This is a genomic window from Mesorhizobium sp. LNHC229A00, from assembly GCF_000502415.1.
GTDB lineage: Bacteria > Pseudomonadota > Alphaproteobacteria > Rhizobiales > Rhizobiaceae > Mesorhizobium.
In genome coordinates, this window is record NZ_AYWQ01000006.1 from 242309 (window position 1) to 263652 (window position 21344).

23 protein-coding genes and 1 pseudogene are annotated in these 21344 nt (G+C 64.1%); 7 read left to right on the forward strand and 17 right to left on the reverse strand.

Annotated elements, in window-relative coordinates; translation table 11 throughout:
- Positions 1 to 4: 4 nt before the first annotated feature.
- From X742_RS156225 to X742_RS156215, 3 genes are all read right to left on the reverse strand, one after another.
- Positions 5 to 1099 carry a carnitine 3-dehydrogenase gene (locus X742_RS156225; protein ID WP_023772122.1) on the reverse strand — a complete coding sequence of 365 codons (1095 nt, stop codon included), beginning with the start codon at positions 1097 to 1099 and terminating at the stop codon, positions 5 to 7.
- The gene (locus X742_RS156220) at positions 1096 to 1725 is read right to left on the reverse strand and encodes an HD domain-containing protein (RefSeq protein WP_023772123.1); all 630 of its coding nucleotides are present in this window, start codon (positions 1723 to 1725) and stop codon (positions 1096 to 1098) included. Before X742_RS156220 ends, X742_RS156225 begins: the two co-directional genes overlap by 4 nt.
- Before the next feature lie 82 nt (positions 1726 to 1807).
- On the reverse strand, positions 1808 to 2725 hold the full coding sequence (locus tag X742_RS156215; protein ID WP_023772124.1) for a 3-keto-5-aminohexanoate cleavage protein: 918 nt from the start codon (positions 2723 to 2725) through the stop codon (positions 1808 to 1810).
- A gap of 79 nt (positions 2726 to 2804) precedes the next feature.
- Between X742_RS156215 and X742_RS156210 the strand changes: the two genes are divergently transcribed.
- Complete coding sequence (locus X742_RS156210; protein ID WP_023772125.1) at positions 2805 to 3782, forward strand: GlxA family transcriptional regulator; 978 nt, start codon at positions 2805 to 2807, stop codon at positions 3780 to 3782.
- A gap of 11 nt (positions 3783 to 3793) precedes the next feature.
- On the opposite strand, the gene X742_RS156205 is transcribed toward X742_RS156210, so the two are convergent.
- Together X742_RS156205 and xylA are read right to left on the reverse strand one after the other, a co-directional pair.
- Positions 3794 to 4003: a hypothetical protein gene (locus X742_RS156205; RefSeq protein ID WP_023772126.1), complete on the reverse strand. Its 210-nt coding sequence runs from the start codon at positions 4001 to 4003 to the stop codon at positions 3794 to 3796.
- 209 nt (positions 4004 to 4212) lie between these two features.
- On the reverse strand, positions 4213 to 5538 hold the full coding sequence (gene xylA / locus X742_RS156200; protein ID WP_023772127.1) for a xylose isomerase: 1326 nt from the start codon (positions 5536 to 5538) through the stop codon (positions 4213 to 4215).
- 113 nt (positions 5539 to 5651) lie between these two features.
- On the opposite strand from xylA, the gene X742_RS156195 reads away from it, so the two are divergent.
- The gene (locus X742_RS156195; RefSeq protein WP_023772128.1) at positions 5652 to 6014 is read left to right on the forward strand and encodes a nuclear transport factor 2 family protein; all 363 of its coding nucleotides are present in this window, start codon (positions 5652 to 5654) and stop codon (positions 6012 to 6014) included.
- Between the two features lie 299 nt (positions 6015 to 6313).
- Here X742_RS156195 and xylB read toward each other — a convergent pair whose 3' ends face one another.
- The 3 genes from xylB to X742_RS156180 all read right to left on the reverse strand — a co-directional run bounded on the left by xylB (position 6314) and on the right by X742_RS156180 (position 10082).
- Complete coding sequence (xylB, locus tag X742_RS156190; RefSeq protein WP_023772129.1) at positions 6314 to 7768, reverse strand: xylulokinase; 1455 nt, start codon at positions 7766 to 7768, stop codon at positions 6314 to 6316.
- A gap of 79 nt (positions 7769 to 7847) precedes the next feature.
- A complete protein-coding gene (locus X742_RS156185) occupies positions 7848 to 9173 on the reverse strand; it encodes a tetratricopeptide repeat protein (RefSeq protein ID WP_023772130.1) in 1326 nt (441 codons plus the stop codon).
- 285 nt (positions 9174 to 9458) lie between these two features.
- Complete coding sequence (locus tag X742_RS156180; RefSeq protein ID WP_023772132.1) at positions 9459 to 10082, reverse strand: LysE family translocator; 624 nt, start codon at positions 10080 to 10082, stop codon at positions 9459 to 9461.
- Between the two features lie 427 nt (positions 10083 to 10509).
- Between X742_RS156180 and X742_RS156175 the strand changes: the two genes are divergently transcribed.
- The 5 genes and pseudogenes from X742_RS156175 to X742_RS156160 all read left to right on the forward strand — a co-directional run bounded on the left by X742_RS156175 (position 10510) and on the right by X742_RS156160 (position 15302).
- Positions 10510 to 11280: a L,D-transpeptidase gene (locus X742_RS156175; protein WP_023772134.1), complete on the forward strand. Its 771-nt coding sequence runs from the start codon at positions 10510 to 10512 to the stop codon at positions 11278 to 11280.
- A gap of 108 nt (positions 11281 to 11388) precedes the next feature.
- Positions 11389 to 11478, forward strand: a pseudogene (locus X742_RS1000000172390) (L,D-transpeptidase family protein); the annotation flags it as partial.
- A gap of 153 nt (positions 11479 to 11631) precedes the next feature.
- Positions 11632 to 12798: a diphosphate--fructose-6-phosphate 1-phosphotransferase gene (locus X742_RS156170; RefSeq protein WP_023772136.1), complete on the forward strand. Its 1167-nt coding sequence runs from the start codon at positions 11632 to 11634 to the stop codon at positions 12796 to 12798.
- A gap of 50 nt (positions 12799 to 12848) precedes the next feature.
- Positions 12849 to 13568, forward strand: a complete 720-nt coding sequence (locus X742_RS156165; protein WP_031247920.1) for an MBL fold metallo-hydrolase — start codon at positions 12849 to 12851, stop codon at positions 13566 to 13568.
- Positions 13569 to 13754: 186 nt separating this feature from the next.
- The gene (locus tag X742_RS156160) at positions 13755 to 15302 is read left to right on the forward strand and encodes a DegQ family serine endoprotease (protein ID WP_023772138.1); all 1548 of its coding nucleotides are present in this window, start codon (positions 13755 to 13757) and stop codon (positions 15300 to 15302) included.
- Positions 15303 to 15360: 58 nt separating this feature from the next.
- Here the strand turns inward: X742_RS156160 and coaA are convergent, their stop codons facing one another.
- Genes coaA through hisB form a run of 9 tightly spaced genes read right to left on the reverse strand, consistent with a single transcriptional unit; the run spans position 15361 to position 21128 of the window.
- Positions 15361 to 16320 (reverse strand): type I pantothenate kinase, encoded by a 960-nt coding sequence (gene coaA, locus X742_RS156155; RefSeq protein WP_023772139.1) that lies wholly within the window; start codon positions 16318 to 16320, stop codon positions 15361 to 15363.
- 24 nt (positions 16321 to 16344) lie between these two features.
- The gene (locus X742_RS156150) at positions 16345 to 16668 is read right to left on the reverse strand and encodes a phosphoribosyl-ATP diphosphatase (RefSeq protein WP_023772140.1); all 324 of its coding nucleotides are present in this window, start codon (positions 16666 to 16668) and stop codon (positions 16345 to 16347) included.
- A 59-nt stretch (positions 16669 to 16727) separates the two neighbouring features.
- Entirely contained in the window at positions 16728 to 17519 is a 792-nt protein-coding gene (gene hisF, locus X742_RS156145) for an imidazole glycerol phosphate synthase subunit HisF (protein ID WP_031247922.1), read from the reverse strand.
- Entirely contained in the window at positions 17519 to 18355 is an 837-nt protein-coding gene (locus X742_RS156140) for an arginase family protein (RefSeq protein ID WP_023772142.1), read from the reverse strand. The genes hisF and X742_RS156140 overlap by 1 nt, the downstream gene beginning before the upstream one ends.
- A complete protein-coding gene (gene hisA / locus X742_RS156135; protein WP_023772143.1) occupies positions 18352 to 19101 on the reverse strand; it encodes a 1-(5-phosphoribosyl)-5-[(5-phosphoribosylamino)methylideneamino]imidazole-4-carboxamide isomerase in 750 nt (249 codons plus the stop codon). The genes X742_RS156140 and hisA overlap by 4 nt, the downstream gene beginning before the upstream one ends.
- Positions 19102 to 19392: a DUF1330 domain-containing protein gene (locus X742_RS156130; protein WP_023772144.1), complete on the reverse strand. Its 291-nt coding sequence runs from the start codon at positions 19390 to 19392 to the stop codon at positions 19102 to 19104.
- 3 nt (positions 19393 to 19395) lie between these two features.
- Positions 19396 to 20046, reverse strand: coding sequence for an imidazole glycerol phosphate synthase subunit HisH (hisH, locus tag X742_RS156125; RefSeq protein WP_023772145.1), 651 nt, complete (start codon positions 20044 to 20046; stop codon positions 19396 to 19398).
- A gap of 1 nt (position 20047) precedes the next feature.
- The gene (locus X742_RS156120; protein ID WP_023772146.1) at positions 20048 to 20524 is read right to left on the reverse strand and encodes a DUF2628 domain-containing protein; all 477 of its coding nucleotides are present in this window, start codon (positions 20522 to 20524) and stop codon (positions 20048 to 20050) included.
- A 4-nt stretch (positions 20525 to 20528) separates the two neighbouring features.
- Positions 20529 to 21128, reverse strand: a complete 600-nt coding sequence (gene hisB / locus X742_RS156115) for an imidazoleglycerol-phosphate dehydratase HisB (RefSeq protein WP_023772147.1) — start codon at positions 21126 to 21128, stop codon at positions 20529 to 20531.
- Positions 21129 to 21344: the final 216 nt, after the last annotated feature.

Below are 21344 nucleotides of genomic sequence, written 5' to 3' on the forward strand. Positions count from 1 at the left end.
GGTCTCAGCCCTTCTTCTTTTTCTTCGGCTTTTCGGCTTTCTTGACCGGCTTGGCGGTCCTGGCCCTTTCCGCTGCCTTTGAGGCCACTGGCTTCTTCGCCGCCAACTTGGCCAGTTGCCTCGTATAATCCTTGTGCAGCGCGCCGGCGCCCCAGCCCTTGCCCTTGTTTTGCTTCGACAGCGCATCCATGATCGCGACCAGATTGTCGTCGCGGATTTTTTCCAGTTCGCGGATCGAAAGGCCGTGCGCCTGGTCGTCCGACTGGGTGGCGATCAGGTCGACCAGTTCGTCGTTGAACTCGGGCACGTCCATCAGCTTGGTCCACGGCCATTTCAGGCACGGTCCGAACTGCGCCATGAAGTGGCGCATGCCGGCCTCGCCGCCGGCAACACGATAGACCTGGAACATGCCCATCTGCGCCCAGCGCAGGCCGAAGCCGTAGCGCATGATGTCGTCGAGTTCCTCGACCGTGCAGATGCCGTCCTTGATCAGCCACAGCGCCTCGCGCCAGGCCGCTTCGAGCAGGCGGTCGCCGACGAAAGCCTCGATCTCCTTGCGGATGACGACCGGCTTCATGCCGATAGAGGAATAAATCTCCTTGGCGACTTCGATGGCTTCGGGGAAGGTCTGGTCGCCGCCGACGATCTCGACCAGCGGCAGCAGATAGACCGGATTGAACGGATGGCCGACGACCAGCCGTTCCGGGTGCTTCTTCATCGCCACCTGCATGTCGGTCGGCTTGATCCCCGAGGTCGACGAACCGACGATGGCGTTTGCCGGCGCGTGGGTGTCGATCTCGGCCAGCACCTTATGCTTGAGGTCGAGCCGTTCCGGTACGCTTTCCTGGATGAAGTCGGCATCCGCCACCGCTTCGGCGATCGTCTTGGCGAAGATCAGCTTGCCCTCTTTCGGCAGGCCGCCCGGCATCATCTGCTTGTAGGCGCGGCGCGCGCCCTTCATCACTTCCGAGACCTTGCGCGAAGCTTCGGGATCAGGATCGAAGATCGACACGTCAATGCCGTTAAGCAACAGCCGCGCCACCCAGCCGGCGCCGATGACCCCGCCGCCAATGGCGGCCGCCTTGTTGATGATGCTCATTGAGAGGCTCCGGTTCTTGTCCTGGCGGTTTCGGGATCGGTGAGAGGCACGCGCTCGCCGGCGCGGATGACCGATGGGTCGTAGGCTTTGCGGGCGAAGACTTCGAGCACGAACGGCCGGAAGAAGTCGATCGGCAGCGTCTCATAGTCAGGGTCGAAGCTCGACTGGTCCCAGCGTTCGCAGAATTGGTCGCACTCGTCGAAATAGGCATGGCCGGCGAAGCGGTCGCGCGCATGGCGATTGCCGCCGAGATGGTGGGCGTAATAGAGGCGCTGGAAGTCGCCATGCTTCTCCACCACCCAGGTGCATTGCTCGCGCACGAAAGGTTTCAGGATCGAAGCGGCATATTCGTCATGATTGTAGGGCGCGTAGATGTCGCCGATATCGTGCAGCACGGCGCAGGCGATCCAGTCGATGTCGGCGCCGTCACGCCAGGCCCGCGTCGCCGCCTGCAGCGAATGGCCGAGCCGGGTGATCTTGTAGCCCGACAGGCCTTCGTCGAGCTGCACCAGCGCGTCGAGCAGCCGCTCGCCGGTCCTGGCCGCGTAGTCGATCTCGTGGGCGGTCAGGAACTCGTAGTCTTGCCTGTCGCCATCCTTCATGGCGGTGAATTTTACGGTAGCCATATCGACCCTCCTGCGAATTAGTCTTCTTGTTGTTTGAGCATGATATTATCCGAAAACCGGTTCCCACTTTTCGGGATCATGCTCACGCCGCGATCGGCGCTCGCTTGGTCAGATTGAGCTTCTTGCGCACTTCTTCCGGCCCCAGGATCCGGGCGCCGAGATTGGTGACGATCGAGGCGGCACGCTCGACCAATTGCGCATTGGTCGCCAGCACCCCCTTGTCGAGCCACAGATTGTCCTCGAGGCCGACGCGGACATTGCCGCCGGCGAGCACGGCGGCGGCAGCGTAGGCCATCTGGTTGCGGCCGATGGCGAAAGCCGACCAGTTCCAGGTCGACGGCACGTTGTTGACCATCGCCATGAAGGTGTTGAGATCATCCGGCGCCCCCCACGGCACGCCCATGCAGAGCTGTACCAGCGCGTCCGGATCGAGCACCTTTTCCTCGACCAGTTGCTTGGCGAACCAGAGATGTCCGGTGTCGAAGGCCTCGATCTCGGGCTTGACGCCGAGCGCCGTCATCATGCCGCCCATGGCGCGCAGCATGCCGGGCGTGTTGGTCATGACATAGTCGGCCTCGGCGAAATTCATGGTGCCGCAGTCGAGCGTGCAGATTTCGGGCAGGCATTGGCGCACATGTTCCATGCGGTTGGTGGCGCCGCCCATGTCGGTCCCTTTTTCGTTGAGCGGCAGCGGCGCCTCGGGCGAGCCGAACACCATGTCGCCGCCCATGCCGGCGGTGAGGTTCAGGATGACGTCCACGTCCGCCGCGCGGATGCGCTCGGTCACTTCGCGGTAAAGATGCACGTCGCGCCTGGGCTTGCCGGTTTCGGGGTCGCGCACATGGCAGTGGACGATGGCAGCGCCGGCCTTGGCCGCGTCGATGGCCGAATCGGCGATCTGCTTGGGCGAGCGCGGTACGTGCGGTGAGCGATCCTGCGAGCCACCGGACCCGGTCACGGCACAGGTAATGAAGACCTCACGGTTCATCGCGAGCGGCATCGAAACTCTCCTCCCATTCGAAACAGCCCCTACCATCGCTCGACTTGATCAAGGCTGCTTTGCGTTTTACGAAGGTGACATGATCAAAAGCGAAAAGTCCGTCTTTCACGCCGAACGTGAGACCCTCAAGGTAACGTTCCTGGTGTTTTCCGGCTCCTCGATCATGTGCGTCGCCTCCGCCGTCGACCCGCTGCGCGCCGCCAATCGCATTTCCGGCGAGACCCTGTTCGATTTCAAGCTGGTCTCGGTGACAGGCGAGGCGCCGGTCACCACCTGCGGCCTGCCGGTGGCCGTCAGCGGCCGTTTCGACGCCAATGAGACAACCGACGTTCTCGTCGTCGTCGCCGGTTTCGGCACCCAGAATTACGCGACGTCGGCTCTGCTTTCAGGTTTGCGTAGGGCAGCGCGTGCGGCCCGCGCGTGCGGCGGTGTCGAGGCCGGCACCTGGCTGGTAGCGCGCGCCGGCCTGCTGGAGGGCCGCAGCGCAACCACCCATTGGGAAGACATGGAGGATTTTTCGTCCGCTTTTCCCGGCGTCGATGTCCGGCCGGACCGCTATGTCATCGATGGGCCGGTGTTCACCTCGGGCGGCGCCTCGCCGACCTTCGACCTGATGCTGCACTTGATTCGCACGCGGCTCGGCATGGCGGTGGCGCTCGATGTCGCCAGCGTCTTCATCTACGACCAGGCGCGTGCCGCGACCGATGCCCAGCCGCTGGTCTCGCTCGGCCGGCTCGACGGCTACGATCCGCGCCTGGCCCACGCGATCCGCTTGATGGAAGCGCATGTCGACCAGCCACTGACCATCGACGCTGTGGCCAGGCGCGCCGGAGTGACGGCGCGGACCCTGGAAAGCATCTTTCGCAAGTCGATCGGCGAGACGCCGGGCGCCTACTATCTCAGGTTGCGCCTGGGTGCCGCGCGCCGGCTCGTGGTCGACACGCGGATCGCCATGGCGGATATCGCCGGGCGGACGGGGTTCTCGTCTGCGGCAGCCTTTTCGAGAGCCTTTTCGAGAGCTTTTGGCGAAGCCCCTGTCAGGCTTCGCCGAGGTTGAATCCAGCTGGCTCAGACGGCGATTTGCTGGTCGCTCCCGCCATCGATCTGTGAGCGCATCTGTCTAGCCAGATGGGTCTCGAAACGGCTGGCGACAGCACGATCCCATTCGTTGGACCGGCGCGCGCCATCCCTGGGATGCGGCATTGCCATCAGCCGGTCGATGATCGATCCGGCCTCGCCAGGTGAGAGCAGGGCGTCGATTTCACGTTCGTTCTGCATATCGGTTCGCCTCCTTCTTCCTCGCCCGCTACGAGCCATACCTATACGAGATTCGTGACGGCAGTTTGAAGGCAAGAGCGAGGTCATTGAGAGGCGGCAAGGGGCAAAACCTTGTCGTCGATTTCAGCTTGGCGCGAAAAAGGTTTCCGAGCGCCAAGCTTTCGAAATCGCATAGGGCGCCGGCTTGAATTGCCGACGGTCAGGCAGCGTCAGACGTAGCGGTTGACGATGTTTTCGAGCAGTTCCTGGCGGCCGGAGCGCGGCTGCGGCTCGATCTTCTTCTTCACCACGCGCTCGGCGATCTGTTCCAGCGTCCGCTTGCCCGACAGCATCGCCTTGGCCTCGGCGCTGTTCCAGCCGGCATAGCGCTCGGCGAGCGGACCCGACAGCGCCTTGTCCTCCATCATCTTCGCTGCCGCCTTGAGGCCGCGCGCGCAGGAATCCATGCCGCCGATGTGGCCGATCAGCAGGTCCTGCGGGTCGAGCGACTGGCGGCGCAGCTTGGCGTCGAAATTGGTGCCGCCGGTCTTGAAACCGCCGGCCTGGAGCACCTGGTAATACGCCAGCGCCATTTCCGGCACGTTGTTGGGGAACTGGTCGGTGTCCCAGCCGGACTGATAATCGTTGCGGTTCATGTCGATCGAGCCGAAGACGCCGAGCGCGTTGGCCAGCGCCAGCTCGTGCTCGAAGGAGTGGCCGGCCAGGATGGCGTGGCCCTGCTCGATGTTGAGTTTGACCTCCTTCTCCAGGCCGAAACGCTTGAGGAAGCCGTAGACGGTCGCGACGTCGTAGTCATACTGGTGTTTTGTCGGCTCCTGCGGCTTCGGCTCGATCAGGATCGTGCCCTTGAAGCCGATCTTGTGCTTGTAGTCGACGACGAGATTCAGGAAACGGCCGGCCTGTTCCTGCTCGCGGGCAAGGTCGGTGTTGAGCAGCGTCTCATAGCCCTCGCGCCCGCCCCACAACACGTAGTTCTCGCCCTTCAGCCGCTTGGTGACGTCGATGCAGCTCTTCACCGTCGCCGCCGCATAGGCGAACACATCCGGATCGGGATTGGTCGCCGCGCCCGACATGAAGCGGCGGTTTGAGAACAGGTTCGCCGTGCCCCACAAAAGCTTGACGCCGGTCTGCTTCATCTTGCCGGCGAAATAATCGGCGATCTCATCCAGGCGGGCCGCACTTTCGGAGAAATCCTTGCCCTCTGGCCGCACATCGGCGTCGTGGAAGCAGAAATAGGGAGCGCCGAGTAGCGAGAACATTTCGAAGGCGACATCCGCCTTCAGCTTCGCCAATTCCATCGTGTCGACGCCGCCGGCCTTGGGAAACCAGGGACGGTCGAAGGTCTGGCCGCCGAACGGGTCGCCGCCCGGCCAGGCGAAGGAATGCCAGTAGGCGACGGCAAAGCGCAGATGGTCCTCCAGCCGCTTGCCGGCCACCTCTTCGTCGGGATTGTAGAAACGGTAGGCCAGCGGATTGGTCGAATCCGGTCCTTCATATTTGATTGTCTGGATGTCGCCGAAAAAGCCGCTGCTCATGGTTCTCTTCCTCTCCAAGATAAGTTTGCCCGATTACCTCAGGCGTAATTGGTTTCACGCCGGCGCTGGTCGAAAACGGTCCTGTCAAAACCGTCAAACCAAGGAGACAGACCATGACCGACCTCAACACGATCGCCCTGAACTACATCACCGCCTGGAACGAAAGCGATGCCGGCCGCCGGGCGGCCTTGCTCAAGGCTGCTTTCACCGAGGACGTCAGCTATCGCGATCCGCTCATGCAGGGCGACGGCCATGAAGGCGTCGCGGCGCTGATCGACGGTGTCCAGCAGCGCTTTGCCGGCTTTCGCTTCTCGCTGAAGGGCACGCCGGACGGCTTTGCCGACAGGATCCGCTTTTCGTGGAATCTTGGCCCGGAAGGTGTCCCTTCCGTCATCGAAGGCACGGATATCGGCGTCATCGAGAACGGTCGCCTGAAGAGCGTCACCGGGTTTTTGGACAAGGTTCCGGCGCAGTGACGTTTTGACGGCAAGTTGAGTGGCTCCGACTCTTACGGCAGTTGCTTGCCTAATCTGTAGAGGGGACCAATTGGCGAAGTCGGCGCCGCCCCTCATCGCCCTGCCGGGCACTTCTCCCCGTGTACTGACGGGGAGAAGTGGGCCGGCGGCAATCTCGACGCCTTTCCTGCGACGTTGGTGATTGCCGAAACCAGCAATGACAGCGCCCCTGTCCCCGTCTCTACACCGGGAGAGGATGCCGGCAGGCAGGTGAGGGGCAGGGCCAACGCCCGCACGAAAGTAATGGGACAAGCGCCAACTCACGCGGTTACGGCCTTGATCGCCGGATAGAGCGCGCGGTAGCGGTGATAGGCATCGGCGAAGGCGCCGCCAAGAGCTGCATCCGGCTCGATCGTGGCATCTGTCCTCGGCGCGGAGCACACGGCCAGCGGATCGGCGCCGGTCGCCGCGATCAGGCCCAGCCTGGCGGCACCGAAGGCAGCGCCGAAATCGCCGTCGGCGGGGATATCGACGGGCAATTGCAGCGCGGTTGCGATCGCCTTCAGCCAATAGCGCGAGCGCGAGCCGCCGCCGATCGCGGTCACGCGCGTCAAGGTCGTGCCGGCGGTTTTCAATGCTTCCAGGCTGTCGCGGAAGGCAAAGGCGACGCCTTCGAGCACGGCCTGTGTCAGCACGGCGCGGCCCGATTCATGCGCCAGGCCGGTGAACGAACCGCGAATGGCGGAATCATTGTGTGGCGTCCGCTCGCCCGAGAGATAGGGCAGGAAGGATACGCCGGTCGGCGCCTTCAGCGTCTCGCCGAGTTCGGATGTCAGTTCGCCCGCGCCCTTGCCCGTGATCTCCGACAGCCAGTTGAGCGAATCGGTCGCCGACAGGATGACGCCCATCTGATGCCAAGTGTTGGGCAGCGCATGGCAGAAGGTGTGCACCGCGCTGGCCGGGTTGGGCAGATAGGCGGCGTTGGCGGCAAACAGCACGCCCGATGTGCCGAGCGAGACAAACGCGTGGCCGGCCCCCACCGTGCCCATGCCGCAGGCGGACGCCGCATTGTCGCCGGCGCCGCCAGCCACCGGAGTGCCGGCCGCGATGCCCCACCGCGACGCGAGTTCGGCGCGCAGGGCACCAGCCTTCGCGGTGCCTTCGACCAGCGCTGGCATATGATTCTCGTGAAGCGATGTCGCGGCGAGCAGCTCCGCCGACCAGCGGCGCTTGCCGACATCGAGCCAGGATGTGCCGGCCGAATCCGACATTTCCGAAATGTGCTCGCCGGTCAACCAGAGCCGCAGGAAATCCTTGGGCAAAAGCACCTTTGCCACTTTGGCGAAGACAGCGGGCTCGTTGCTCTTCACCCAGGCGAGCTTGGGCGCGGTGAAGCCGGGAAAGACGATGTTGCCGGTGAGCGCGCGGAAGCGTGGATCGGCGTCCAGTGCCGCCGCCTCGACATGGCTGCGCGTATCGTTCCACAGAATGCAGGGGCGCAACACCTGATCGGCCGCATCGAGCAAGGTCGCGCCATGCATCTGGCCTGACAGGCCGATGCCCTTGATTGCCGCGAACTGCCCGGGATGTGCCGCCTTCAGTTCGGCGATCGCGTCTTCGCAGGCGCGTATCCAGTGCATGGGATCCTGTTCGGACCAGCCGGGATGAGGGCGAGAAACATCAAGCGTGCCATGGCCGGAGCCGATGACGCCCTGTCCGGCATCGATCAGCAGCGCCTTGACGCCCGATGTGCCCAGGTCGAGGCCGAGATACATGGTTTCCTCCCACGTTCTTATTTTTTTCGGAACCCGAAAAATATGTTGAGCCAGTTTTTAAGGCAAGATCCGCTCCGGGTCAATTCTCTGACAAATCGGCGGCGCGTCGCAAAAACAGCGCCGACAGCGGGCTGTCCGGGCGTGCAGTCGAACGCTCCGTCGTCAGCGCCCTGGCCAGCGCACCGTCGCCGACGCGCAGGGCGGCCTCTATCAGCGTCAGATCGATGACGTCGCGCTGCGCGTGGCTGCCGCCAAAGCGATGGGCGATGGCCCGGATCGGCCGGATCAGTCGGATGGTTTCGGCGTAGTTGCCCTCACCGAACGACTTGATCGCAAGCGTCAGGGGATGACCGACATCCCGCGTGAAAGCGGCATTGTCGTCACCGCCCAGCATCGCCTCGCGCTGTGCTTCGAGCAATGTCCGGGCCGGAGCATCGAGCCCGGCGCCGACAAAGGCCATCATCGCATGGGCGTCGTTGAAGGCATAGTTGGAGCCACTGGCCTTGGGCACCCAATTGGCGGCCAGCGCCGTCCAGCGGTCGCCGACATCGACGCCGCCGAGATGAAGCCGCCACAGGATCGCCGATGCATCGACCATGTTGAGCGCCAGCGTCGATCTGGCGCCGTAGATCGGCCCGTCATAGAGCGCCAGCACCTCGCCGGTCTCGCCGAGATCGTAGTGGAACAGCGCCAGGTGCCACCAATTGTGGACCTGAAGGAAGCTTTCCTTGGTCCAGGCTTCGGGGTCGGTGCGCATCCAGGCGATGCCGTCCCTTTGCCGGCTTTGCATCTCCATCACATGCGCGACCGCATGTTGCGCCCACCCATCGCGCGGTTCGATTTCGACCGCCGTACGGCCGAGCCTTTCGGCCTGCGAATACTCAGCCATCTCTTCGAGCCCGAAGGCCTGCATGCCGAGGATCGCGTGGTAACCCGGCATGTCCGCCTGCCATGACGGCAGGGCGCGGGCGATGCGGTCGCGCAGCATGCGGGCGTTGCCGGTGAAGAAATCGACCTGGTGTCCGACCTGGAGCGCCACGGCGTCGAGCGGGAAATCGATCGCTATGTCCCGCAGAATGCCGGAGGCCTGATGCCAGTGTCCGTTGGCGAGGTTGCCGAGGGCAGAGACATGCGCCCGCTCGCGCGTTGTCGTTGCAAGCGGCAGCGCTGCCTCGTGGCAGGTCCTGGCCACGGCCGTCGCCTCCGGTTCGGTGGCAAGCCCGAAGAGGTAGCCCTTGAAGACATGCGCCATGACAAACCCGGGGTCCTGCGCGATGGCGCGATCGACGGATTTCACGGGATCGCCAATGAAGCACTGCAATTCGCGCACGGCCTGGCCGTAGGGCGCGAATCCCGCTTCCGTCGCGCCCGAAAATGCCAGGCCAAATGCGTCCCTGATGGCCATGCGAGAGTTCCCTGGTCGAGGCCCGATGGACATGATGCCCTCGGTCCAGCGTCATCTTAAAGCATAGGCCAAAGCTACGCCATTTCACGAGTCGCGCCGCGGCTCCAGGTCGAGCTCATTCGAGTTCGGCGGCGCTATCGTCGGCAAGGTGACGGACAAGGTCAGCATCTTCGCCACCGGCGACTACACCACCAACCTCGGCGGCGACGAACGCCGCATCCTCGCGGGCAATCTGGGCTTCAGCGTTAAACGATGAGGCCCTCCGGCCTCACCTGCGTCAGGACATCAATTGCCGGAACGCATCGCCACCGTGGCGATGCCGGCGCCGACCAGGAGCGTGCCGCCGGTGCGATTGAAGATGCGGATCGCCTTGGGATTGCGCACCACGTCGCGGGCGCGTGCCGCGATCAGCGCGTAACCGAAGGCGTTGGCGAAAGCGAGCGCCAGGAAAGTCGTCTCGAAAATCAACATCTGCATCCAGAAATCGGCATGCCGGTCGAGAAATTGCGGCAGGAAGGCGACGAAGAAGGTGATGCTCTTCGGGTTGAGCGCCGTGACCAGCCAGGCATGTGTCATCATCTTGGCCGACGACACCGCGTCGGTGCGTGGTTCGGCCTTCAGCGTACCGCCGGCGCGGAACAGTTTCACCCCGAGATAAATCAGATAGCCGGCGCCGATCAGTTTCAGGATGGTGAAAACAACAGCCGAAGCCGCAAGCAGCGCGCCGATGCCCAGCATCGACAAGGTCATGGCGGTGAAGTCGCCGAGCGCCACGCCGACTGCCATCGGCAAAGCGGTGCGCCAGCCCTGGCCCAGCGCATAGGAGACGACCAGAAGGATTGTCGGGCCCGGGATGATGAGGAGGATGGTGGACGCGGCAGCGAAGGCGGCCCAGTTTTCGAAGGACATGCTCGTCTCCTTTGAGCTCAAGGAAGAGGATAAATCCTTGGCTCCCGAAGAATGTAAAGGGTCGAATCCTTGTTTTCCCGTATTGCGGCCGGACAACCCGCACGACCCTTACGGGACTGCGACGTCAATTGCGCCAGCGGCAGCTAGGCATCAGTTCGCGCCGCCCAGCATGCTCACGATATCGGCCAGGCTGACATTGGCCCGAGAACCGTGGCGGCCGCGACAATGGCGGCGCCAAAAAGCTTGATGGCGGTTTTCAACGTCCTGCACATGTTTAATGGCGGCCGCGCGGGAGGGCGGAGCGGCGCCTCGGCAAGGCGCAAACGCAAGCAGCGCAAGGCATTCACGCTTTATCAACCATGAATGATGAAAATGCCCGCTATCCGGCCGGACCGTGCTTCCCGCCGACAGCCTAGGGTTTGGGTATATGCGTGAGTTGCCACAAGGTCCGACGCCGCCACGCAACGGCGACGCAGTCGAAGCCGATCTTCTTCTCTCCCGCCGCGCCGTCCTGTCCGGGGCGGGCGCTTTGGCATTGCTCGGCGTTGCCGGCTGCTCGACCTCGGGTGGTGGCGATCTGCCGGCGCTCCAGCTCGACGATACGGTCACCGGTTCGGTGCGGCCGATCCGGCCCTCGATCAGCGTCGACAAGAACATCACCAGCCCCGATGTCATGTATGCCTCCTTGACGGATAACGGCTTCAACGTGCCCGAGGTGCCCTATCTCAAGGTCAAGCCGGAGTTTCGCCGCCAGATCGTCGTCGATACGACCGGCGAGGCGCCCGGCACCATCGTCGTGCATCTCAAGGAACGCATGCTCTATCTTGTCCAGCCGGGTGGCGACGCCATCCGCTACGGCGTCGGCATCGGCAAGGATGGGTTCCGCTGGTCCGGCCGCGCCAACATCCAGTACGGCAGGGAGTGGCCGACCTGGACGCCGCCGCCCGAAATGATCCAGCGCAAGCCGGAACTGGTGAAGTGGCAGGGCGGCCAGCCCGGCGGCCTGACCAATCCGCTCGGGGCGCGTGCGCTCTACATCTACCAGGACGGCAAGGATACCGGCTACCGCATCCATGGCTCTCCGGAATGGTGGAGCATCGGCCAGGCGATGTCGTCGGGCTGCGTGCGCCTGATCAACCAGGACATCATCGACCTCTACAGCAGGGTCTCGAAGAAAAACCCCGTCGTCGTCATGTGATCGTCCAGCCCTCCGTTTCTCCCGTTGCGCGATGCGGCAAGACAGGCCAAGGTGACCTGAAAACCATCGCCTAGAGCCGGATGGTTTCAGGTCCGTTCGACCTGAAANATGTCGTCGGGCTGCGTGCGCCTGATCAACCAGGACATCATCGACCTCTACAGCAGGGTCTCGAAGAAAAACCCGGTCGTCGTCATGTGATCGTCCAGCCCTCCGTTTCTCCCGTTGCGCGACGCGGCAAGACAGGCCAAGGTGACCTGAAAACCATCGCCTAGAGCCGGATGGTTTCAGGTCCGTTCGACCTGAAATCCGAATCCGTCTCTTTCGGCGTCATGCTCTAGGGAGACATCAAGCATGGCCGGAACTTTCGTCATCGCGCAGGGCGGCGGCCCGACCGCCGTCATCAACCAGACGGTCGTGGGCGCCGCGCTGGAGATCCGCGGGCGCCATCCCGGCGCCAAGGTGCTGGGCTCCCTGCACGGCGTGCGCGGCATCCGTGACGGGAACTATGTCGACCTCTCCGCCATCTCGGAGGACCGGCTGCGGCTGATCGCCGGAACGCCGAGCGCCGCCCTCGGGTCGACGCGCGACAAGCCGGATGCCGCCTATTGCGAGGTCATCCTGAAGGGCCTGCGGAAGGCGGGCGCCGACGCCTTCATCTATATCGGCGGCAACGACACCTCGGGCACGCAGCAGATCCTGACCGATGCCGCCGGCGGCAAGATCGCTTTCGTCCATGCGCCGAAGACCATCGACAATGATCTCGAGGAAAACGACCATACGCCCGGCTTCATGTCCGCGGCCGAATTCGTCGCTGGCGCCTTCCTGTCCGTCGATCTCGATTTCCGCGCGCTTCCCGGCATCTATGTCGGCATCGTCATGGGCCGCCATGCCGGCTTCCTGACCGCGGCGTCGGCGGCCTGGCAGCTCGATCCCGACAGCGGCCCGCATCTGGTCTACGTCCCGGAGCGGCCGTTCTCCGCCGCCGGTTTCATCGACGACGTGCGCGCCACGCTCGACCGCCACAAGCGCTGCATCGTCGCCGTGTCGGAAGGCGTCAGCACCGCCGACGGCAAGGCGCTGGTCGAAAGCCTGGTGCCGGCGGACAAGCTCGAGCGCGATCAGCACGGCAACGTCAAACTCTCGGGCAGCGACCTGCCGGCGGCGCTCGAACGGGCATTGGCCGAGGGGCTGCCGGGCAAGCGTGCCCGCGTCGATGCACTCGGCTACATGCCGCGCGGCTACGTCGGCTCCATCAGCGCGGTCGATGCGCAGGAGGCCTTCGATGCCGGCGCCTTCGCCGTCACTGTGGCCGAACAGGGTGGCGGCTCGGTGGCGCTGCAATATGATGGCAGCAAGATAGTGCTGAAGAAGGTGCCGCTGAAGAACGTCGCCGGCAAGACCCGCCACATGCCCGAGGATTTCATGAAGCCCGACGCCAACCAACTGTCCGAGGCCGGCATGGCCTATCTCAAGCGGCTGGTGCCGGAAAAATACAAGGTCGGAAAGCCGTTCGTCTGATGCCGGGTTCGCTGATGCCCGGCTCACACTTGATGCCCGGCTCACAGCTGATGGATAACTGGTTCTCCAGGCGCATCGTCGACGACAGGACGACGATGCTGACCGAACCGTTCGTGCACGACTATGTGCGCGCCAATATCTGGCATTTCACCGGCCGCGACGCCGACCTTCTGGTCGACACCGGGATGGGCATCTGTCCGCTTGCGCCGGAGATAAGGACGCCTGAAGGCAAGCCGCTTCTGGTCGTCGCCACCCATATCCACCTCGACCATGTCGGCTCGCTGCACGAATTTCCGCTGCGGGCTGGGCCAAGGATGAGCGCGGCGCAATTCGAGAGCATGGATGAGGCCGCGACTTACGCTTACATGTTCCACGATCTAGAGGGCGCCGTTTCGAAATTGCCGGCGCCTGGCTGGAAGTCGGCCGACTATGCGATAGCGCCGGCGCCGTTGACGCGCATGCTCGACGAAGGCGACGTGGTCGATCTCGGCGACCGGCAATTTCGGGTGCTGCATCTCCCCGGACATTCGCCGGATTCGATCGCGCTGTTCGATGAGGCCGACGGTCTGTTGTTCAGCGGCGACGCTATCTATGACGACACGCTGATCGACGACTTGCCGGATTCCGACCGGGAGGCCTATGGCAACACCATGCGCCGGCTGCTCGACCTGCCGATCCGCATCGGCCTTGGCGGCCACGGCCCGAGCTTCGACGGCGCACGCATGCGCGAAATCGCGTCGGCCTATCTGCGGTCCGTAAGCGCACTCTGAATTAAATCTTCGTAAGGTTGGGCTAAAACCCTAAATCGCGCAGATCGGCGCCCTAGATAGTTGTGGTCGATCCGGCCGGCCGCCATGCGTGGCGAGGCAGGCAACCCAGGCCGTCGACACGCTGATGGGCACTTCTCCCAGGAAGACCCGCGGCGCGGATCAACCCCTCGCCCGGACAGAACGACCATGTCAAACCTGAGCATTCTTGGTAGGCATCGCGTCGCCGCCCTGCTGGGCGCCGCGCTGCTGGTTTCTCCCTTTGTCGTCTCATTCGCCGACAGCGCGAACGGCGTCGGCACGGGCAACACGGTTGCAACGACGCAGACCCCCGTTGCCGGGACCACGGCCCCGAGCGGTTCGTTGGCGCCGATCGTGGCCACAACCAAGCCGGCCGTCGTGACCGTGACCACGGTCATGAAGGGACAGCCCGAGGTAATGAACGAAGCGTCGCCCTTCGATGGCACCTCGCCCTTCGATGACTACTTCCGCCAATACTTCGGCGATCAGGGCATGCCCGCTCCCAAGACGCCTCCGCAACAGCGGTCGCCGCGAGCCGAAGCGCTCGGTTCGGGCTTCATCGTCGGTGCCGACGGCACCATCGTCACCAACAACCATGTCGTCGACGGCGCTTCCTCGATAAAGGTCACGCTCGACGACGGCACGGAGCTCCCGGCCAAGCTGGTCGGTCACGATGCCAAGAACGACCTCGCCGTGCTGAAGATCAACGCCGGCAAGTCGCTGCCAACCGTGAAATGGGGCGACTCCGACAAGCTCATGACAGGTGATCAGGTGCTGGCGATCGGCAATCCGTTCGGCATCGGCACCACGGTAACGGCCGGTATCGTCTCGGCGCGGGGCCGCGACCTGCATAGCGGGCCGTTCGACGATTTCATCCAGATCGACGCGCCGATCAATCACGGCAATTCCGGCGGCCCGCTGGTGGACGTCAATGGGAGCGTCGTCGGCATCAACACGGCGATCTATTCGCCCAATGGCGGCAGCGTCGGTGTCGGTTTCGCCATTCCGTCGGACCAGGCTGAGAGGGTGGTCGCCAAGCTGATGAAGGGCGGCAACATCGAATACGGCTATCTCGGCGTCGAGATCCAGCCCGTCACCCCGGATGTGGCAGGCGCCATCGGACTGGATCATCCCGGCGGAGCCTTGGTCTCGCAGGTCAATGACGGCTCGCCCGCGGCCAAGGCCGGCGTCGAGACCGGTGACGTCATCACCGGCTTCGCCGGACAGGACGTCAAGGATCCCAAGGACCTGTCACGTGCCGTCGCCGACGTTGCGCCGGGTGCCAAGGAGAGACTGGATGTCTGGCGCAAGGGCAAGGCCATGCAGATCTCGGTGGAGGTCGGGCGCAACAGCGACGACGCGAAAACGGCCTCGACGGATGACTCCAGCGCGCCGGGCACCGAGCAGGGTTCCCGCGTGCCGGCCGTTGGCCTAGGCTTGATGGATATCACGCCGGACATCCGCCAGCAGATGAACCTCCCCGAGAACGAGCACGGTGCGGTGGTTGCGAGCGTCAATCCCGACAAGCCGGCCGCGACTGCTGGCATCCAGCCGGGCGATGTCATCGTCGCCGTCAACCAGGCTCCGGTGAAGAGTGCGAAGCAGGTGACCCAAGCGATTGCTCAAGCCGGCAAATCCGGACGCAAATCGGTGCTGCTTCTGGTGGAGCGTGGCGACACCCAGATCTATGTCGCCGTGCCGTTCGCCAATGGCTGACACATGAACAGTGGCGTGGCGGGCTTGTGGACGAGCCCGCCAAGCTGGGTTCTATCTGTTACAACTTGCGCAGCGCCACTTCCTCGATCAGATGGTCGGCGCCCTTGCGCAGGATCAAGTCGGCGCGGGCGCGCGTCGGCAAGATGTTTTCGCGCAGGTTCTTCAGGTTGATATTGGTCCACAGGCCCTCGGCGATCGCCTTGGCCGCATCCTCCGACAGCTGCGAATAGCGGTGGAAGAAGGAGTCCGGATCGCGGAAGGCGGTCTCGCGCAGCCGCATGAAGCGGGAAATATACCAATTGTGGATCAGCTTCTCGTCGGCGTCGATGTAGATGGCGAAGTCGAAAAAGTCCGACAGGAAGGGCACGATCTTGCCGTCCTGTGGCAGCTTGCCCGGCTGCAGCACGTTGATGCCTTCGAAGATCAGGATGTCGGGCCTGTCGATGGTGACGAACTCGCCGGGGATGACGTCGTAGGTAAGGTGTGAATAGACCGGCGCGCGGACATCGGGCAACGCCGACTTGATGCCCGAGAGGAAACGCAGCAGCGCGCCGACATCGTAGCTGTCGGGGAAACCCTTGCGCTCCATCAGGTTTTCGCGGCGCAGCACCTCGTTGGGCAGCAGAAAGCCGTCCGTGGTGATGAGGTCGACCTTGGGGCTCGACGGCCATCGCGCCAGAAGTTCCTTCAGCACGCGCGCCGTGGTCGATTTGCCGACCGCGACAGAACCGGCAATGCCGATGATGAACGGCGTCTTGGCCACGTCGACGGCGTTGAAGAAGGCCTGGCGCTGCCGGAACAGAAGCTGGCTCGCCTCGACATGTGCGGACAAAAGCCGCGACAAGGACAGATAGATGCGCTTGACCTCTTCGAGGTCGACCGGGTCGTTGAGCGAACGCAGGCGGCGGAACTCGTCCTCACTCAGCGTCAGCGGTGTATCGGCGCGGAACCGCGACCATTGCTCGGCCGAGAAGAAGCGAAACGGAGAATATTTCTCGGTTGGCGCGAGCTGATCCATCGAGATACCTGCCCTTCCTCCCGATCAGCCCTTGGGCCGCGACGCCTTCTCGGCGATGCCCGAACGCCCGGTACGGGCTTCGAGCTCCTTGAGCACGTCGTTCAACGGAACACCCGAGATGCCGAGAACGACAAGCCAATGATATATAAGATCGGCACTTTCGGAAACGAGACCCTGTTTGTCGCCCTTCACGGCGGCGATCACGGTCTCGACCGCCTCCTCGCCGAGCTTCTGCGCCGCCTTGTCGATGCCCTGGGCGTAAAGCTTGGCCGTCCATGAATCCGGATCGCCGGAATGGGCGCGGTGGCTGACGATTTTTTCCAGGTCGGAAAGCGAAAACTCGGCCATGTCGGTCTATCTTCTTGTTTAAGCCGGATTTTTCCCGAAGTCGGCTTCGGGAGCATGCTCTAGGACCTGTTGCCCAGCGAGTCCAGCCGCATCGGCAGGCCGGCCTCGGCCATATGCGCCTTGGCTTCGGCGATGGTGTAGGTGCCGAAATGGAAGATGGAGGCCGCCAGCACAGCCCCCGCATGGCCGTCGCGAATGCCTTCGACCATGTGGTCGAGCGTGCCGACGCCACCCGATGCGATGACCGGCGCGCGCACCGCGTCCGACACCGCGCGGGTCAGCGCGATGTCGTAGCCGGCCTTGGTGCCGTCGCGGTCCATCGAGGTCAACAGGATCTCGCCGGCACCACGATGGACCATTTTCCGCGCGAATTCCACGGCGTCGATGCCGGTCTTCTCCCGCCCGCCATGGGTGAAGATCTCCCAGCGGTCGGCCTCGCCGGGACCGGAGACTTTCTTGGCGTCGATGGCGACGACGATGCATTGGTTGCCGAACTTGTCGGCGGCTTCGGCGACGAAATCAGGGTTCTTCACCGCCGCCGTGTTGATCGACACCTTGTCGGCCCCGGCCAACAGCAATTTTCGGATGTCGGCCACCTGGCGCACACCGCCGCCGACGGTCAGCGGCATGAAGCATTGTTCCGCGGTGCGGGCGATGACGTCGAAGATGGTCTCGCGATTGTCCGACGAAGCGGTGATGTCGAGAAAGCAAAGCTCGTCGGCGCCGGCGGCATCATAGGCCTTGGCTGCCTCCACCGGATCGCCGGCGTCGATGAGGTCGACGAAATTGACGCCCTTGACGACACGGCCGTCCTTGACGTCGAGGCAAGGGATGACGCGGGCTTTCAGCATCAGCGGCCCTCTATCGTGGCAAGCAGATCGTTGAGCAGCTGCCCGACCAGCGGCGGCACATCGGCCTGGGCATCGAAGGCTGGATCGTAAGCGGAAACGGTAATGCCGACGACCGGCACCGCAAGCGCCATGGCGCAGGCCGCGTCGCGCAGTTGCTCCGGGTTCGGCCCGCCTGATGTGACGTAGCGATTGGCCTGCAGCGCCTTGGGATCATGCACGTCGAGATCGAGATGCATGTGCACGCTGTTGGCGCCGGCGGCCTTCAGTTTTTCCGTCGCTTGCGCCACGCCGGGACATTCCATCCGGATGACGGGCAATGTTTCGAGTAGTTTTTCCTCCGCCGGATCGAGATCACGGGCGTTGAGGAGCACGCAGCGCGCGGGATCGATCGGCCTGAAGCCGGGAATGGCCGCCGCCATCGGACGCCAGCACAGGCCGAGCACCGTCGACAGCGCCATGCCGTCGAGAAAGCCGTAGACGGACGTCTCGGGCGTGTTGAGGTCACCGTGCTGGTCGGCCCAGATGATGGCGTCGGCGCCTTCGCCGGCGACGGCGCCGGCCGATGTCAGGCAGTTTCCGGCCAGCACGATGGGAAACCGCCCCCTGTCGCGGGCCATGCGGACCTCGCCCGAGACGGCGTTGCAGACGGCAAAACCCGTGGCGATCTCGCGCTCCTGGCCGTCGCCGACCCTGCCGATATCCTCGACCATGACGTCATGGCCGGCAAGGGTCAGGGCATCGACGAGCCCGCCCGATATCAGCGCGTCGGGCCCCTGGCCCATGCCGCCATGATAGTGGCCGCTGTCATAGGAGGCCAGGATGAGCGAAACTTTCATGACCGCGGCTCCATCGCCGGCCGGCCGCGCAGGATCGCCAGCGCCTCCGCGGGATCGATGCGGCCGTCATAGAGGGCGCGGCCCGAGATCGCGCCTTCGAGTTTTTGCGCGTCGGGCATGGTCATGCGCACGATGTCGGCGATCGAAGCCAGCCCGCCCGAGGCGATGACCGGGATCGACACCGCGTCGGCGAGGTCGATGGTGGCGTCCCAGTTGATGCCGGTCAGCACGCCGTCGCGGTCGATGTCGGTGTAGATGATGGCAGCGACGCCGGCGCCTTCGAATTTCCTCGCCAGTTCGATAACGCCGAGGCTCGAGGCTTTCGCCCAGCCTTCGACCGCTACCTTGCCGCCCTTGGCGTCGATGCCGACCGCGACCTTGCCCGGAAACGCCTTGCAGGCCTGCCTGACCAGATCGGGATCGCGCACCGCCACCGTGCCGAGGATGACGCGGGCCAGTCCACGGTCGAGCCAGTCCTCGATCTGCTCCAGCGTGCGAATGCCGCCGCCGAGCTGCACCGGGCTCTTGGTCGCCTTCAGGATGGCTCCGACCGCGGCGCTGTTGACGCTCTGGCCCCGGAAGGCGCCGTTCAAGTCGACGACATGCAGCCACTCGAAGCCCTGCTCTTCAAACGCTTTTGCCTGCGCGGCGGGGTCATCATTGTAGATCGTCGCGGTCGCCATATCGCCGTGCTTCAGCCGCACGCATTGGCCGTCCTTGAGGTCGATGGCTGGAAACAGGATCACTCAGGCACCCTCGACGATCGCGAAATGTCCGCTCGAAGCCGCCAGCCTGTTCTGCAACGCTGTCTGGTAGGCTGGGGATCGATAGCAGCTGAGCGCGGTTTCATAAGAGTCGAACTCGACCACCACCTGCCTGTCAAATTCCGACCCTTCGGGATTGGTCACTTGTCCGCCCCGCACGAGATAGCGGCCTCCGAAAGACGAAACCGCGTCGCCGATGGTGTCGCGGTAGCGCTGATACCCTTCCGGGTCTGTCACCGTCAGCATCACCAGCCAGTAGCCCTTCTTGCTCATGGTTCAGGGCCTCCAGCGCAGGAAATTGGTGATCAGCGCCAGGCCCAGCGCCTGGCTCTTCTCAGGATGGAACTGCGTGCCGGCGAGATTGTCACGGGCGACCGTGGCCGTCACCGGACCCCCATAGTCGGCGACCGCAAGGACCTCGTCCGGCTTTCTTGCGTCGAGATGGTAGGAGTGGACGAAATAGGCATGCAGTCCCGTCTCGCCGGTCGGAATGCCGGAGAACAATGGGTGCTTATGCCTCAATTCGATCGTGTTCCAGCCGATCTGCGGGATCTTCAGCGCCGGATCGGAAGGCGTGATCTCCTTGACGTCGCCCGATATCCAGCCGAACCCGTTGCTGACGGTCTTTTCGAGGCCGCGGTCGGACATCAGCTGCATGCCGACGCAAATTCCCAGGAAAGGCCGGCCCTTGGCGATGGCGACCTCCTCGACCGCCTCCCACATGCCTTCCACGGCACGCAGGCCGGCCGCGCAATCGGCGTAAGCGCCGACGCCGGGCAGGACGATGCGGTCCGCGGTGCGCACCCGGTCGGCATCGGCAGTCAGGTCGATCTCGGCCGCGATGCCGGCCTCACGCGCGGCGCGCTCGAAGGCCTTGGTGGCCGAGCGCAGATTGCCCGAGCCGTAATCGATGATCGCAACCCGCATCTCAGCGCCGCCCCGGAATGTGGGTCAGCCCCAGCGCCATGCCCGGCTGCGCAGGGCGCGCCAAAGCGGCATCTGGAACGATGCGCGGCGCGGGTGCTGCTTCGTCCGAAAGCCCTTCGACCTCAAGGGCATAGCGCATGTCGGCGTCGCTGAGCCAGCCGGCCTCGACGACGCCCCACTCATGCCAGCCGCGGCGGCGCAGCGCCGCGATGCGCAAGCCCTGGCCTTCCAGCCCGACGTAGAGCGAGACGAGCAGCGACAAAAGCGAGCCGCCAACACCAAGGCCAAGTCTCTGGCCAAGCATCGAGAGCACGCCCATGACGACAAAGGCGAGCGCCGCTTCGACCCACAGCCGGTGACAGGCAAGCCACAGCGGCGGCACCAGCAGGCCGAGCCAGGTGAAGCCGTCGCGGACGAAGGTCGTCGTGTCGACTTTCTCGCTGCGGCCAGGTGGCTCCATCACGACATAGGCGGTCATGAGGCTATCCCTTCAAAGAACCCTTGGTGGAGGGAACCGCGTCAGGCTGGCGCGGATCGCGCTCCAGCGCGGCGCGCAACGCGCGAGCCACCGCCTTGAAGCAGGTCTCGGCGATATGATGGTTGTTTGCGCCGTAATGGTTGGTGACATGCAGCGTGATGCCGGCGTTCTGCGCCAGCGCCTGGAAGAATTCGCGCACCAGTTCGGTGTCGAAGGTGCCGATCTTGGGCGACGAGAACGAGACGTTCCAGACCAGGAAGGGGCGGCCCGACACGTCGATCGCCGCGCGCGTCAGCGTCTCGTCCATGGCAAGGTCGATCGAGGCGTAGCGCATGATGCCGCGCCGCTCGCCCAGGGCCTTGGTCAGGGCCTGGCCGAGCGCGATGCCGGTGTCCTCGACCGTGTGGTGGTCGTCTATATGCAGGTCGCCCGTCGCCCTGACGGTCATGTCGATCAGGGAATGGCGGGAAAGCTGGTCCAGCATATGGTCGAAGAAGCCGACGCCGGTGACGATGTCCGATTTGCCGGAGCCGTCGACATGGATCGACACGGAGATGTCGGTTTCCCCGGTCTTGCGGCTTGCATCGGCGGAACGAGGCGCCATCACTCTATCCTTGTGCCAGTGGGTCAGATCGTGACCGGTTCACGGGTCTCAAGCGCTCGCTGGCTTGAAAACGAGAGCCTTCTAGCAGCATGATCCGGCGATTGCCAGTTGCGATCCCGGCCGCTATCGAGCCGTTTGCAATCATTGGCCCCATGCATACATATGGCCGATCAAAGTCACTCGTACCGCGCCAAATCGCCTTTTGAAGGGATGGTG